This window comes from Lentzea rhizosphaerae (assembly GCF_042649515.1).
Classification (GTDB): Bacteria; Actinomycetota; Actinomycetes; order Mycobacteriales; family Pseudonocardiaceae; genus Lentzea; species Lentzea aerocolonigenes.
Map to the genome: position 1 here is coordinate 445,916 of NZ_JBHRZI010000011.1, position 13,846 is coordinate 459,761.

At 69.9% G+C, this 13,846-nt stretch carries 16 protein-coding genes; 5 read left to right on the forward strand and 11 right to left on the reverse strand.

The genetic code is table 11. From position 1 onward, the window contains the following. Nucleotides 1-27: 27 nt before the first annotated feature. Both ACFOWZ_RS09450 and ACFOWZ_RS09455 read left to right on the forward strand, forming a co-directional pair. Nucleotides 28-504 (forward strand): DUF2975 domain-containing protein, encoded by a 477-nt coding sequence (locus ACFOWZ_RS09450; protein ID WP_382371183.1) that lies wholly within the window; start codon nucleotides 28-30, stop codon nucleotides 502-504. Further along, entirely contained in the window at nucleotides 504-722 is a 219-nt protein-coding gene (locus tag ACFOWZ_RS09455) for a helix-turn-helix domain-containing protein (protein WP_382371185.1), read from the forward strand. Before ACFOWZ_RS09450 ends, ACFOWZ_RS09455 begins: the two co-directional genes overlap by 1 nt. Here ACFOWZ_RS09455 and ACFOWZ_RS09460 read toward each other — a convergent pair. Further along, on the reverse strand, nucleotides 719-1,954 hold the full coding sequence (locus ACFOWZ_RS09460) for a glutamate mutase L (RefSeq protein WP_382371187.1): 1,236 nt from the start codon (nucleotides 1,952-1,954) through the stop codon (nucleotides 719-721). The genes ACFOWZ_RS09455 and ACFOWZ_RS09460 overlap by 4 nt on opposite strands. Nucleotides 1,955-1,971: 17 nt before the next feature. Here ACFOWZ_RS09460 and ACFOWZ_RS09465 point away from each other — a divergent pair, with 17 nt between their 5' ends. Next, nucleotides 1,972-2,577, forward strand: coding sequence for a hypothetical protein (locus ACFOWZ_RS09465; protein ID WP_382371189.1), 606 nt, complete (start codon nucleotides 1,972-1,974; stop codon nucleotides 2,575-2,577). On the opposite strand, the gene ACFOWZ_RS09470 is transcribed toward ACFOWZ_RS09465, so the two are convergent. Next, nucleotides 2,574-3,626 carry a winged helix DNA-binding domain-containing protein gene (locus ACFOWZ_RS09470; RefSeq protein ID WP_382371191.1) on the reverse strand — a complete coding sequence of 351 codons (1,053 nt, stop codon included), beginning with the start codon at nucleotides 3,624-3,626 and terminating at the stop codon, nucleotides 2,574-2,576. The genes ACFOWZ_RS09465 and ACFOWZ_RS09470 overlap by 4 nt on opposite strands. Beyond that, entirely contained in the window at nucleotides 3,623-4,606 is a 984-nt protein-coding gene (locus tag ACFOWZ_RS09475; protein ID WP_382371193.1) for a zinc-binding dehydrogenase, read from the reverse strand. Before ACFOWZ_RS09475 ends, ACFOWZ_RS09470 begins: the two co-directional genes overlap by 4 nt. Before the next feature lie 93 nt (nucleotides 4,607-4,699). Here ACFOWZ_RS09475 and ACFOWZ_RS09480 point away from each other — a divergent pair, with 93 nt between their 5' ends. Further along, nucleotides 4,700-5,674 carry a helix-turn-helix transcriptional regulator gene (locus ACFOWZ_RS09480; protein ID WP_382371195.1) on the forward strand — a complete coding sequence of 325 codons (975 nt, stop codon included), beginning with the start codon at nucleotides 4,700-4,702 and terminating at the stop codon, nucleotides 5,672-5,674. On the opposite strand, the gene ACFOWZ_RS09485 is transcribed toward ACFOWZ_RS09480, so the two are convergent. The 8 genes from ACFOWZ_RS09485 to ACFOWZ_RS09520 form a co-directional block, all read right to left on the reverse strand. After that, on the reverse strand, nucleotides 5,628-6,095 hold the full coding sequence (locus ACFOWZ_RS09485) for a MarR family winged helix-turn-helix transcriptional regulator (RefSeq protein WP_382371197.1): 468 nt from the start codon (nucleotides 6,093-6,095) through the stop codon (nucleotides 5,628-5,630). The genes ACFOWZ_RS09480 and ACFOWZ_RS09485 overlap by 47 nt on opposite strands. Before the next feature lie 17 nt (nucleotides 6,096-6,112). After that, nucleotides 6,113-7,648, reverse strand: a complete 1,536-nt coding sequence (locus ACFOWZ_RS09490; RefSeq protein ID WP_382371199.1) for an amino acid permease — start codon at nucleotides 7,646-7,648, stop codon at nucleotides 6,113-6,115. A 149-nt stretch (nucleotides 7,649-7,797) separates the two neighbouring features. Beyond that, the gene (locus ACFOWZ_RS09495) at nucleotides 7,798-8,721 is read right to left on the reverse strand and encodes a cation diffusion facilitator family transporter (protein ID WP_382371201.1); all 924 of its coding nucleotides are present in this window, start codon (nucleotides 8,719-8,721) and stop codon (nucleotides 7,798-7,800) included. Between the two features lie 46 nt (nucleotides 8,722-8,767). Next, the gene (gene manA, locus ACFOWZ_RS09500) at nucleotides 8,768-9,982 is read right to left on the reverse strand and encodes a mannose-6-phosphate isomerase, class I (RefSeq protein ID WP_382371203.1); all 1,215 of its coding nucleotides are present in this window, start codon (nucleotides 9,980-9,982) and stop codon (nucleotides 8,768-8,770) included. 18 nt (nucleotides 9,983-10,000) lie between these two features. Next, nucleotides 10,001-11,065 (reverse strand): hypothetical protein, encoded by a 1,065-nt coding sequence (locus tag ACFOWZ_RS09505; RefSeq protein ID WP_382371205.1) that lies wholly within the window; start codon nucleotides 11,063-11,065, stop codon nucleotides 10,001-10,003. A gap of 4 nt (nucleotides 11,066-11,069) precedes the next feature. Further along, nucleotides 11,070-11,270 (reverse strand): Trm112 family protein, encoded by a 201-nt coding sequence (locus tag ACFOWZ_RS09510; protein ID WP_030473311.1) that lies wholly within the window; start codon nucleotides 11,268-11,270, stop codon nucleotides 11,070-11,072. A 10-nt stretch (nucleotides 11,271-11,280) separates the two neighbouring features. Beyond that, the gene (locus tag ACFOWZ_RS09515) at nucleotides 11,281-12,633 is read right to left on the reverse strand and encodes a phosphomannomutase/phosphoglucomutase (protein WP_382371207.1); all 1,353 of its coding nucleotides are present in this window, start codon (nucleotides 12,631-12,633) and stop codon (nucleotides 11,281-11,283) included. Between the two features lie 82 nt (nucleotides 12,634-12,715). Then, nucleotides 12,716-13,075, reverse strand: a complete 360-nt coding sequence (locus tag ACFOWZ_RS09520) for a DUF3499 domain-containing protein (RefSeq protein ID WP_201780188.1) — start codon at nucleotides 13,073-13,075, stop codon at nucleotides 12,716-12,718. A gap of 93 nt (nucleotides 13,076-13,168) precedes the next feature. Here ACFOWZ_RS09520 and ACFOWZ_RS09525 point away from each other — a divergent pair, with 93 nt between their 5' ends. Continuing rightward, nucleotides 13,169-13,612, forward strand: a complete 444-nt coding sequence (locus ACFOWZ_RS09525; protein WP_382371209.1) for a metallopeptidase family protein — start codon at nucleotides 13,169-13,171, stop codon at nucleotides 13,610-13,612. Nucleotides 13,613-13,846 lie beyond the last annotated feature (234 nt).

Genomic DNA, 13,846 nt, shown 5'->3' on the forward strand with positions numbered 1-13,846 from the left:
GATAGATCACTGCCGATACTCGATCGCATGATTGCTGAACGTTGGGCGGTGACCGCCCTCCGGGTCTTCCTGGCGGTCCTGTTCGGGATCCTCGTCGTGTTCGAGACGCTGTCCCTGCCGGGCAAGTTCATGTACATGGCGCAGCAGAACCCGAACGACCCCCTGATCTGGCCCGGCGCGATCATCTCGATCTTCTGGGTGATCTGCGTCCAGGTGGTGATCGTCGCGACGTGGAAGCTGCTCACGCTGGTCCGCAAGGATCTGATCTTCACCGACGCCGCGATCAAGTGGGTCGACGTGATGGTCTGGGCCGTTGCGGCAGAATGGGTCGTGCTGGTGGGCGTGTTCCTCTGGGTCGGCTTCAACGCGGACGACCCCGGCGCGCCGATGGTGCTGTTCCTGCTGACGACGGGGGCCACTGTGTTCGGACTCGTGCTGGTCGTGATGCGGGCGTTGCTCCAGCGCGCCACGACGTTGCGTTCCGACATGGAAGCGGTGATCTGATGGCCATCGTCGTGCGCATCGACGTCGAGCTGGCCAAGCGCAAGATGAGCGTCGGCGAGTTCGCGGAGAAGGTCGGGCTGACACCGGCCAACGTCGCGGTGCTGAAGAACGGCCGGGCGAAGGCCGTGCGGTTCAGCACGCTGGAGGCCATGTGCCGGGTGCTGGAGTGCCAGCCCGGCGATCTCCTCGAGTTCGTGGAAGACGAAGAGGCGTCCTAGCCGAGTCGTTTCGCCAGTCGGTCGGCAGCCTCGAGCCGCCCCGACTCGGCGAGCAGGCCCACCGGCGCCAGCACGTAGTCGCGGTCGACGGTGATCTCCGCGGTCCGCAGCACGGGCCGCAGCACCGGATCCGCCCGCAGCGCCTCGACGATCGGCGTGATGTCGGGCGTGTGCCGGAAAACTCCGCCGGAGAGCACCAGCAACCCCGCGCCGTGCGGGCCGAGCTGGCCGTCGACCTGCCTCAGGTGCCTGCGCACGGCCAGGATCGCGGCGAACGACGCGAGCCGCACGTCCACCGCCGGGTCGTCGGGGAGCCACCCGACGTTCTCCGCCCGGAAGCGCGCTTCCTCGGTCAGGTCCTCGGTCGTGATGCGTTCCGCGAGAGCCTCCTTGACCACGCCAGGAGCGGACCAGCGCATGCCGAGGTCGCCCTCGACCGTGCGGCGGTCCGGTGGCAACGCGACCGTCCTTTCCAGACCCTCGCTGTCCGCTGTGGACACCGCCGAGTAGACGTCCGTCGTCGCGCCGCCGACGTCCACCACCAGCACGGCGCCCTCGCGGTCCTGCGCGGCGAGCCGGGAAACGCCGGCCAGCACGGCATCGGGCGTCACGGCCCGCACGAGCTGCCGGAACCTCGGCCCGCGGGACAGGCCCTTGCCGCCGATCACGTGCTGGAGGAACGCCTCGCGGATCGCCCTGCGGGCCGGTTCCGGGGCGAGCCGGCCGACGTCCGGCAGCACGTTCGGGCACGCCACGACGGTCCGTTTCGCGAGGAGCCGCAACGCTTCCGGCTGCGCCTCGACGTTGCCGGCCAGCACGATCGGCACGGCCACGCGGGCGAGCTTCGCGGCGTTGTGCAGCAGCACGGACTGGTCGCCGCCGTCCGTGCCGCCGACGAGCAGCACGAGGTCCGGAGCCGAGGCCCGCAACGCCTTCACGTCGACCGGACCGGCGCTGACGTGCACGATCTTGGCGCCGGCGCTGAGCGCGACCCGGTACCCGGCCTCGGCGCTCACCACGCGTTCCTGACCGACGACCGCGAGCCGCAGCCCGCCGCCGGCCGACGAGCACGCCAGGATCTCGCCGTCACCCACCTCGGCACGCAACGCGTCGATGCCGCGCAGCACCTCGGGGGGTGTGGTCGGGTGCTGCCCGGTGCGGACCAGCTCGCCCTCGGGGGTGACGAGAGCGGCCTTGGTCCAGGTGGAACCGACGTCGAGACACAGGATCACAAGGCAAGCTAACCACTGTGAAGCTCACGCCCAAGGTGATCCTCGAAGGCACCCGCCTGACCGGCAAGACGGACCTGGCCTACGCGCTCAACGAACACCCCCGCCTCGTCGGCCACCGCAAGTACCGCTACCACTCGCCGTTGATCTCGGGCGAGTGGAGCGGGTTCACGAACGAACCGTGGGGTCGCGGGCTGATCGACTTCGCAGCCGATGAGACCGCACACGCGATGGAGACCTACGAGACGTGGGTGCGCATGTTCGAGTTGCAGCGCTACTACTCGTGGATCGTCGACCGGTTCCACCTGTCCACCATGGCCTACCAGGCACGACAGGGGCGTGACTTCGACTTCGGCTGGCTGGAGGAACGGCTGAAGCCCCTCAACTTCGCGATCGTGTTGTGCACACGGCCGGAGGACACGTTCGAAGAAGCGCGCGAGGAACGGCTGAAGATCAGCGCGAACCCGAAGCAGTACGTCTCGTTGAAGCCGTTCATCGAGGAGCAACAACAACTGCGGGAGCTCGCGGCGAAGTCGATCCTGCCCGTGTTCGGGTTCGACGTGACGCGGCAGGGGCCCGACGACGTGGCCGACTGGCTGGAGGAACACGACCTGCTGACGCTCTAGCCGCGGACGAAGTTCAGCAGCCGGTCGGCTTCCTGCTCCAAGGCCGCCCAGTCGGTGGGGCTGACCGGCCGGAACGGGTTGAGGCGCAGCGTTGCACCGTCCAGCGACCACGTCCCGTGCACCCGGCCGTCCACCAGGAAGGTCGGCAGCACCCGCGCCTGGCCGGGCATCACCCGCCTGCGGTCCTCGTCGCTGATGATCCGGGTCCGGTCGGCGTGGCCGAGCAGGGCGTTGTCGAAGGCGGGCAGCAGCCGGACCGGTGCGGGCGTCTCGGGGTCGGGCAGTTCGGCGTCGGCGAGGTCGAACAGCTCCTCGCCGCCCGGGCCGGTGTGGCAGCGCAGTTCGGGGCGCATCTCCGCGACGACCTCGGCCAGGCGGGTCAGTCCGGACCAGGCCTGGACGTCCTTCACCCCGGCCGGGCCGAACGCGGCCAGGTAGCGGCGGATCAGCTCCTTCGCCGAACCCGCGGTCGCCATCGGCTGCCCGAGCCAGGCCTCGGCGGGCGTGACCGAGACCGCCGACCGGTTGCCCCACGAACCCCACGCGCCGGTGGCCGCGCCGTGGACGAGCGGGAGCCTCAGTTCCACCTCGCCGGCCAGGATCCGGCCGTCGCGGCCGGGGTGGCGTTCGGCCAGGCGGCGAGCGAGCTCCTTGCGCGACAACGTTCTTCCCGCGAGAAGGTCGAGTCCTTCCGCCGCCAGGTCGAGTCCTGCGTTGTTCCTGGTGAAGTGCGGCGTGCCGGCCGTGCGGTCGAGCACGGGCTGCAGGACCGGCCGCAGCCGTCGGAAGTCGTCGGCCGCGGCGAGGTGCTGGGTGCTGCGGAGCAGGCCGGACCGCACCACCCGCCGGTCCTCCAGCAGCGCGGTGAGCTGGGCGTGCGTGAAGTCGTGGATCCGGCTCCACAGCCCGACGTGGGCCCAGTTGGGCTCCTGCGCCTGCACGGCGACCAGTCGCTCGATCACCTCGAGCGGGGTGTGATCGGTGCGCCGCAACAGGAACTGGCGGTCGAGCAGCGCCCGGTTCAGCACCCTGTGCGAGAGGGTGGTCACGACAGCCGCACCGAGACGTTGCCGCGGTAGGCCCCCTGCAGCAAGGAGAGGAACGCCTGCGGGACGTCCTCGATCCCGCCCTCGACCACGGTCTGCGGGAAGACGAAACGGCCCTGCGCCAGCCAGGTGCCGAAGTGCTCGCGCCAGGCCGCGACCTGATCCGGTGTGTGGTGGCAGGAGAACGGCAGCAGCTCGACTCCCCTGGCCTCGGCCGCCGCGCGATCGGGCTGCGGGAACCGTTGCGCCGCACCACCGAGCTGGCTGGACAACGAGCCGCAGAGCGCGAAACGTGCTCCCGGCCGGGCCACCTCCAGCGCGCCCTCGTACTGCTCGCCGCCCACGACGTCGAAGAACACCGAGATGCCGTCAGGTGCCAGCTCCCTCAACCGGTCGGCCACCGGACGGTCGTGGTAGTCGAAGGCGGCGTCGAAGCCGAGCTCGTTCACCAGGTAGTCGGCCTTCGCCCGGCTGCCGGCACTGCCGATCACCCTTGCCGCGCCGAGGTTCTTGGCGATCTGCCCGGCCAGCGAGCCGACCCCGCCCGCCGCGCCGGACACGAAGACCACGTCGCCCTCGCCGACGGCCGCCACGTCGGCCATCCCGTAGAAGGCGGTCGGTCCCTGGCCGAGGTGGTAACCGGGGTCGAGTTCGCGGTCGAGCTTCACGTACGAACCGGCCGGACCGGCCGAGTGCTCGCTCCAGCCGGTCATCCCCTGGACGAGGTCACCGGCCTGGAGCTCCGGGCTGTCGGAGCGGATCACCGTGCCGATCGCGGTCACGCCCACCCGTTGCCCCGGCTGCCACGGCGGAACGGGAATCGTGCAGTCGGCGCGCATCAGCTCCAGGTAGGTCGCGGCGAGCCCGATCCGTTCGGTGCGCACCAGGACCTCACCGTCCACTTCGGTCTCGGCAACGGTGAAGTGGCCGAGCGCGGGGGCGCCGGTGACGTGGGCGGTCAGCTGGATCTCGCGGGTGATCATGTTCTGTTCCTCACCTCGGTTTTGGCCGTCGAGATCGACCCTATGGAGGCTTCCGGCCACTTTCTGACCGGAAGTCGAGGCAAGATGTCCGTCATGGCGAACACCAGCTCACGGACGCTGAGACTGCTCTCGCTGCTGCAGACCCACCGGCACTGGTCCGGCCTCGAACTGGCCGACCGGCTCGGGGTCTCCGAGCGGACGCTGCGCCGCGACGTCGAGCGGCTGCGCGAGCTGGGCTACCCGGTCGGCGCGTCCCGCGGCACCGACGGCGGCTACCAACTCGCGCCCGGCGCCGTGCTGCCTCCGTTGCTGCTGGACGACGACGAGGCGGTGGCGCTCGCGGTCGGCATCGGTGACGCGACGCAGAGCGGGATCGCGGGGATGGAGGAGGCGTCGTTGCGCGCCCTGACCAAGGTCGTGCGGGTCCTGCCGCCCCGGCTGCGGGCCAGAGTGGACGCGTTGCGGGCGATGACGGTCTCGGCCGGCGCGTCCGGACCGGCCGTTCCGGCAGGGGTGCTCACCGCGGTCGCCCAGGCGTGCCGCGATCAGGAAAGGCTGCGGTTCGGCTACCTGGCGAGAGGTTCAGCACCAACTGAACGAGAGGTCGAGCCGCACCGCGTCGTCGCGCTCGGCGGACGTTGGTACCTGGTGGCGTACGACCTCGGCCGGCACGACTGGCGCAGCTTCCGCCTCGACCGCATGACCGACCCGGCGGCGACCCGTGCGCACTTCCGGCCACGTGCGCTGCCCGCCGAGGACGCCGTGGCGTTCGTCCGGGCGGTGAGCGGCGCCCCGGCTCCGCTCACGGTCGAGGTCCTCGTGCACGCGCCGGCCTCGCGGGTGCACCAGGCCGTCGGCCGCTGGGGCACGATCGAGCCCGTTGATCAGGAGAGCTGCCGGCTCACCATGACGTCGACCTCGTTCGACTGGCCGACGCAGGCGCTGGGCAACGTGGGCGCCGAGTTCGAGATCGTCGGGCCGCCGGAGTTCGCCGCGCACGTCCGGGAGTGGGGTGAGCGCTTCACCCGTGGTGCTGGTCGTCCGCCTTCTCGTGCACGACCTTCATGAACGAGCCGAGCTGCGCGAGCTGTTCCGGCGTGAAGAGGTCGATCAGGTACTCGCGCACGGTGGTGACGTGGCCAGGAGCCGTGGCCTGCAACAGCTCCTTGCCGGCGTCCGTGAGCACGGCGAGGATGCCGCGCTCGTCGGACTCGTGCCGCTCGCGCCGCACGAGTCCCGCCTTCTCGAGCTTGCCGATCTGGTAGGTCAACGAGCTCTTCGAGACCACGATGCGGCGCGCCAGCTCGGTCATCCGCAGGCGGTTGCCCGGCTGTTCGGACAGCACGACCAGCACGTTGTACTGCGCGTGCGAGAGGCCCGCATCGCGCTGCAACTGCTGTTCGATCTGCCTCTCGAGGAGGTGGTACGCCTGGACGAAGTGGTGCCAGGCGTTCCCCTCCTCCTCGGAGAGCCACCGCGCGTTTTCCATGTTGCGCAGGTTAGACGCTAGATGCCCGGCTCTTCGCCGTGCTTGATGACCGGCTCGGGCTCGACCTTCGCCTGACCTGTCTTGGCGAGCACCGAGTTGCGCCGGCTGTAGACGAAGTAGACGACGACACCGAGCGCCATCCAGATGAGGAACCGGACCCACGTGAGCGCGGTCAGGTTCAGCATCAGCCACAGGCAGGCGAGGATCGCGAGGATCGGCACCAGCGGCACGAGCGGCACGCGGAAGCCGCGTGACAGGTCCGGCCGGGTCTTGCGCAGCACCAGCACACCGGCGGACACGAGGATGAACGCGAACAGCGTGCCGACGTTCACCATCTCTTCGAGCTTGCCCGCCGGGAAGAAGCCCGCGGCGATCGCGACCAGCACACCGATGATGATCGTGATGCGGGTCGGCGTGCCGTGGCTGCCGGTCTTCGCGAGACCGCGCGGCAGCAGGCCGTCACGGGACATCGCGAACAGCACGCGGCTCTGGCCGAGCATCAGCACCATGACGACGGTCGTGAGACCGGCGAGCGCACCGACCGAGATCACCGTCGCCGCCCAGTCGACACCGTTGTCCGAGAACGCCTTGGCGAGCGTCGCTCGGGTGCCGTCCGGCTTCGTCGCGAGCTCGGTGTAGGGCACCATGCCGGTGATCACCAGCGTCACGGCGACGTAGAGCACCGTGACGATCGCGAGCGAGCCGAGGATGCCGCGCGGCACGGCCTTCTGCGGGTTCTTGGTCTCCTCCGCCGTGGTCGCCACGACGTCGAAACCGATGAACGCGAAGAACACGATGCTCGCCGCCGCCAGCATGCCGAGCACGCCGTAGGTGCTGCCCGAGTAGCCGGTGATCAACGAGAACAGCGACTGCTCGATGCCCGTGTGCGCGGCGGGACCGCTCTCCGCGGCCGGCGGGATGAACGGGGTGTAGTTCTCGGCCTTGATGTAGCCGATGCCGAGCACGATCACGAGCAGCACCACCGCGACCTTGACGGCCGTGATGACCGCGCTGACCCGCGAGCTGAGCTTCGTGCCGACGACCAGCAGCACCGTGAGCACGGCCACCAGCAGCACCGCGCCCCAGTCGAACTTGAAGCCGTCGCCCACCTCGGTCTTCACGTCGATCCCGAGGAGCCCCAGCGTGGTCTGCAGGTAGGCCGACCAGCCCTTCGCCACCGCAGCTGAGCCGACGGCGAACTCCAGCACCAGGTCCCAGCCGATGATCCACGCGGCGAACTCGCCGAACGTCGCGTAGGAGAAGGTGTACGCGCTACCGGCGACCGGCACCGTCGAGGCGAACTCGGCGTAGCACAACGCGGCCAGCGCACAGGCGATCGCCGCGAGCACGAAGCTCAGCGAGACAGACGGCCCGGCGATGTTGCCCGCGGTGCTCGCGGTGAGCGTGAAGATGCCCGCGCCGATGACCACGGCGACGCCGAAGACCGTGAGGTCCCACGCCGTCAGATCCTTGCGGAGCTTGGTGTCCGGCTCGTCCGTGTCCGCGATCGACTGCTCGATCGACTTGGTGCGCCACAACCCGTTCCCCGGCACGGTGCATCCCTCCTCAATGGAAACCCGTTCGGCCCACCCTAGAGGTATCCAGCATGTGGAACGCCTATAGCTGCTCTTCCCGGGAAACGCGGGGGCCCCGCGTTCCCCAGAAGGAAACGGGGGACTCCCGCGTTCCCCGGGAACAGAGGTCAGGCGCTGGTGACGGTGGAGCGGTCGAGGTCGGGCTCCAAGTAGATGAGGCGGGCGTGCGGGACCTTGTTCCGCACCCGCTGCTCCGCGTCGTTGATCGCCTGCGCCACCTCGTCCAGCGGCAGCCGCGGCTCCAGCGCGATCTTCGCCGCGACCAGGAGCTCCTCCGGGCCGAGGTACTGGGTCTTGATGTGGATGACCCGCTGCACCTTGCCCGCGGCCAGCTCGTCGCAGATCACGTCGAGGTCGGTGTCCGAGGCGCCCTCACCGATCAGCAGCGACTTCATCTCGATGATCAGGATGATCGCGATGATGCCCAGCAGCACACCGATGCAGATGGTGCCGAGAGCGTCGAAGGCCGGGTTACCGGTGATCATGGTGAGGCCCACGCCGAACAGCGCGAGCACCAGACCGACGAGCGCGCCGAGGTCCTCCAGCAGCACGACCGGCAGCTCCGGCGTCCGGGAGTTGCGGATGAAGCCCCACCACGACGCGTCGCCCTTGATCTTCTTCGACTCGCCGATGGCGGTGATGAAGCTGTAGGTCTCGAGCCCGATCGCGACGACGAGGATGCCGACCGCGACCAGCGGGCTGGAGAGGCCCTCCGGGTGCTGCAGCTTGTGAATGCCCTCGTACAGCGCGAAGACCGAGCCGAGGCTGAAGAGCAGCAGCGCGACGACGAACGACCAGAAGTAGCGGTCGCGGCCGTAGCCGAACGGGTGGAGCCTGGTGGCCTTGCGCTGGGCCGTCTTCTGGCCGAGCAGCAGCAGGCCCTGGTTCGACGTGTCCGCCACCGAGTGCACCGACTCGGCCAGCATCGACGACGAGCCGGTGATCAAGAATCCGACGAACTTGGCCGCCGCGATGCCGGCATTCGCCACCAACGCCGCGACGATGGCCTTGGTCCCGCCCCCTGCTGACACGCCTGTCTCCTCGCTGAACCCAGTCCGGTTTGTCCGGTCGGGAACTTTAGTCGTTTCCGGCCGTGGCGCGGAAAAGTTGGGCGGATTCAACACCATCCGGCTTGATGAGCACCGCCGGGTCCGACGCGGGCAGCCACACGGACTCACCGCGGGCCAGCCGCAGCTCGTCCCCGCGGGCGTTCGTCAGCACGGCGGCGCCCGAGGTGCAGAGGATGATCTGCGGGCCGTCGTGGTTGATCCGCGTCTCGGCAGTCAGGTCCAACCTGGACAGTTCGAACTCCGGCGCGGGCGTGCGGTAGACGCGCACACCGGGCGAGACCTCCTCGCCGGTGAGCACCTCCATGTCCCCGCACGTGAAGTCGAGCACGCGCAACAGCTCGGGCACGTCGACGTGCTTGGGCGTGAGGCCGCAGCGCAGGACGTTGTCCGAGTTCGCGAGGATCTCGATGCCGGTGCCGCGCAGGTACGCGTGCAGGTTGCCGGCGGGCAGGTGGATGGCCTCGCCCGGCTGCAGCACGATCCGGTTCAGCAGCAGTGCCGCGAGCACGCCCGCGTCGCCGGGGTAGGACTCGCCCAGCTCCAGGATCGTGCGGCACTCCAGGTCGAACTCGCCGTGTTCCTTCACGTGCAGCACGCACGCGTCGAGGACCTGCGGCAGCAGCGAGGAGAGCGACGTCTGCGGCAACGTGATCAGCATCGTGAACAACGCCCGCAGGCCCGACGAGTCCGGCTGCGCGACCAGCATCTCGGTGTAGGGCGCGAGAGCGGGGGCGTCCAGCGTGCGCAGCAACGACACGGTCCGCGCCGGGTCGCGGAAGCCCGCGAGGGCGTGGAACTCGGTCAGCGCGCAGATGAGCTCCGGCTTGGCGGCCGGGTCCTTGTAGTTGCGCACGGCGGCGTCGAGCGGCACACCGCGGTGCTCCTCGGCCGCGAAACCCTCGGCAGCCTGAGCAGCCGACGGGTGCGCCTGCAGGCTCAGCGCCTCCTCGGCGGCGAGGACCTTGAGCAGGAACGGAAGCCTGCTGCCCCACCGCTCGGCCACGCGAGTGCCGAGCTGACCGTCGGGGTCCGCGCTCAGCAGGTCGAGCAACGAACGTTCGACGCCGTCCGCGCCCGTGACGCGGGACGGGTCGCCGGGGTGGGCGCCCATCCACAGCTCTGCCTCGGGATGGGGTGCGGGCACCTCCCTCCCGAGCAGCTCGGCGATGGCCGTGCGTGAGCCCCACGCGTACGGCCTGACCGCGTTGTGCAGCAGGTCCACTTCTAGTTCAGCTCCCAATCAGTACGGGTTGCCGCCGAGAGTTCCGGCGGCGAGCCCGAGGTACAGCGCGGCGAGTTCGAAGCGGAGGGCGAGGAGCGCGGCACTGACCGCGTCGCCTCCCGCCACCTCGACGGCCGGCTCCAGCACGTCTGCTCCCGGCAGGGCGTCCTCGGCGGCGTGCCGCGCGGCTTCGGCCACCGGGCCCTGGCGCACGGCCAGCAGCAGCACGCGCACAAGTCCACTTCCCGGTTCGTCGTCCGGGTCCGCGAAGAGGTCCGCCCCAGAGGTCCCCTGCACCGCACGGCGGTGCAGCACCGGGCGGGTCAGTGCCTGCGGATACCCGGCGACGTCGCAGGCAACCCCGGCGAACGCGGCCAGCGCGCCCGCGCCGTGCACACCGACCGACGTGGCGACCTCGTCGAGGCCCCACAGCAGCGGTGTGCGGTCGGCGACGCGCAACGCGAGCGACTTCGCCGGGTTCACGAACGACTCGTGCATCGGGTGGTCGCGCTCGGCCTCGCGGTCGAGCTCGTCCGCGACCAGCCCGACGTCCACCTTGAGCAGGTTCAGCGAGTTCAGCACCACGAGCCAGGCGGCGAACGCCTGGTGGAAGCTGAAGCCCGGCGGCACCTCGATCCGAGGCGCCAGCAGCACGGCCTGACCGGCGGCGGCAGCGGCGACCGGACCGGAGTCTGGCGCGGTCACCAGCGTCCGCGCGCCGCGCCGGGAAGCGCGGTCGATCGACTCGGCCAGCACCCGGTCACCGGGGTCCTCGGTGTGCGCGAGCACCACGTCGAGGGCGCCGACCCACGGCGGCACCTCGTCGGAGACCACCACGGGCACCGCGCAGCCGGGACCGAGCAACGCCATGATCACGCCCGCGACGGCGACCGCGTGGCCGGGCCGGGTGACCAGCACGATCGCACGCGGGCGTTCGGAGAAGATCCGCTCCACGCCCGCCTCGGCCGCGGCCTCGGCGGTGGAACGGACCTGGGCGCCCGCCCGTGCGGCGGCGCGCAACCAGCCACCGGTGTCGGCGTCGGCGAGGCGGCTCGGGTCGTCGAGCAGCGTGTCGTCGAGCACCGGATCACCCAGCAGACGGCGGCTCGACCGCCTCGTCCAGCAGCAGTACCGGGATGCCGTCGCGAACCGGGAACGAACGCCCGCACGCGGTGCACGTGAGGAAGTCCGCCTCCGGGTCGGCAGGCGTGCCGATGCGCAGCGGCGCGTGCTCGGGGCACGGGCAGGCGAGGATTTCGAGCAACTGCTCTTCGAGCTTGACGGCCACGGTTCTCTCCTCAGGCCCGCACGATCGCGAGGACCTCGTCGCTCAACGCGGCGACGGCCTCGGGAGTGGCGGCTTCGACGTTCAGGCGCAGCAGCGGCTCGGTGTTCGAGGCGCGGAGGTTGAACCACGACCCGTCCGGCAGCTGCACGGTGAGACCGTCCAGCTCGTCGATCGTGACGCCGTCCTTCGAGCCGTACGCGTCCTTGATCGCGGCGATCCGGCCCGCCTGGTCGGAGACGGTGGAGTTGATCTCACCGGAGGCGGCGTAGCGGTTGAAGGCGGCGGTCAGCGCGGACAGCGGGCCGTCCTGCTCACCCAGCGCGGCCAGCACGTGCAGCGCGGCCAGCATGCCGGTGTCCGCACGCCAGAAGTCGCGGAAGTAGTAATGCGCCGAGTGCTCACCACCGAAGATGGCGCCGGTCCTGGCCATCTCCTCCTTGATGAACGAGTGCCCGACGCGCGTGCGCACGGGCTTGCCGCCGTGCTCCTGCACGATCTCCGGCACGGCGTGCGAGGTGATCAGGTTGTGGATGATCGTGCCGCCGGGGTCCTTCGCCAGCTCGCGCACGGCCACCAGCGCCGTGATGGCGGACGGGCTGACCGGGTCGCCGTTCTCGTCCACGACGAAGCAGCGGTCCGCGTCACCGTCGAACGCGACACCGGCGTCCGCGCCCTCGGCCTTCGTGCGGGCCTGGAGGTCGACGATGTTCTTGGGGTCGAGCGGGTTCGCCTCGTGGTTCGGGAAGCTGCCGTCGAGCTCGAAGTACATGGGGATGATCTCGATGGGCAGGCCCTCGAAGACCTGCGGCACGGTGTAGCCACCCATGCCGTTGCCCGCGTCCACGACGATCTTCAGCGGACGGATCTCACGCAGGTTGACCAGCTCGTTCAGGTACTGCGCGTACTCGGCGAGCATGGTGCGCTCTTCGAACGTGCCCGGCGTCACGCCCTCGGCGTCCGGCACCTGGTTCTCGGCGTCCTGGCGGATCTGCGCGAGGCCGGAGTCCTGGCCGACCGGCGATGCGCCCGCACGGCACAGCTTGATGCCGTTGTACTGCGCCGGGTTGTGGCTGGCGGTGAACATGGCACCCGGCAGGTCGAGCTTGCCGGACGCGAAGTAGAGCATGTCGGTGCTGGCCAGGCCGATGCTGATCACGTTGACGCCCTGCGCCTGCGCACCCTCGGCGAAGGCCCTGGAGAGCCCAGGCGACGAGTCGCGCATGTCGTGACCGATCACGATCGCGGGTCCACCGACCAGGCGCGCGAAGGCCGCGCCGAAGTCGCGCACTACGCCGGCGTCGAGCTGCTCACCGACCACCCCGCGGATGTCGTACGCCTTGACGATGCCGGACAGGTCACGCACGCCGCACACTCCCGAAACTCGCTCTTGACGGCCACTGCCCCGGCAGCCTACCGGCGAGAGGATCTGGGATGCGTGTGGTCAGTCAGTCCTCGTGCGGATCAGGCAATACCCGCAGGTGACCACGCCTCTGCGTGCCGATGGGCACGTCAGGCACCTTCGGGGTCACATCAGCCCGCCCAGCCTCACGAACGGCCTCGGCCAACGCCGTCAGGTCGTCCACACTCGGCTCGGGCGCCGCGAACTCACCCTGGTGCCTCACGACCTCCCAGCCGCGCGGCGCCGTGAGCCGCAGGGCGTGCTCCTCGCACAGGTCGTAGCTGTGCGGTTCGGAGTACGTGGCAAGCGGTCCGACGACTGCGGTGGAGTCCGCATAGGCGTAGGTGAGCGTGGCGACAGCCGGGTTAGCACACCCGGTTCGCGAGCACCGTCTCACGCTCCGCACGATCGGGGACGATAGCGCGTCCACGCGACCCTGTGTGTGAGGCACGCTGTGTTTGCTCCCCGGCAGCAGCAACTAGGCTGCTCGGTTGTGGTGATGGCAAGGGGTTCACGTCGACAGGACGAACCGCGTCGGCGCAACCGTGACCGACACGGCCGAGGCCTGCGCGGCCCTCTGTACCCGGCCACCCTCCCAGCCGCCCGCTCAAGGGCAGAACGCTTCGACGCCCTGGTCATCGAAGCCCTCGAACCCCTGGAAGCCCGCTGGCGAACCGAGCTGACCCAGCTGGACGTGGCCGTGGACGACGTCCCAGACGTGCAGGTCGAGGGCGAAGACGGCGTGGTCGAGGACGGCAGCGTCCCCCTCGCCCGCCTGCTCCCGGCAGCCACCGACAACCGTGCCCGAATCGTTCTGTACCGCCGCCCGCTGGAGGCACGGGCGAAGGACGGCGCCGATCTGGCCGACCTGGTGCACGACGTCCTGGTGGAGCAGATCGCGAACTACCTGGGCCTGGACCCGGACGTGATCGACGAGGGCTAGTGCCCTGCGCCGGAGACCCGTGATCTAAGTCATGTTTGGCGCGAAAAGCACGTTCGGGCCATCTAGCGGCCCCGACGTCCCGTTCGCGCCATACGGCTCCCTTGAGCGAACGAGGAGCCAAGGCCATCTAGCGGCCCGAACGTGCTTTTCGCGCCAAAACAACAGAACACGACTTTGGCGGTTGATTTACGACGCGGGACACCAGCTGAGCCCCCTCTCACGCGCCGCGCATGT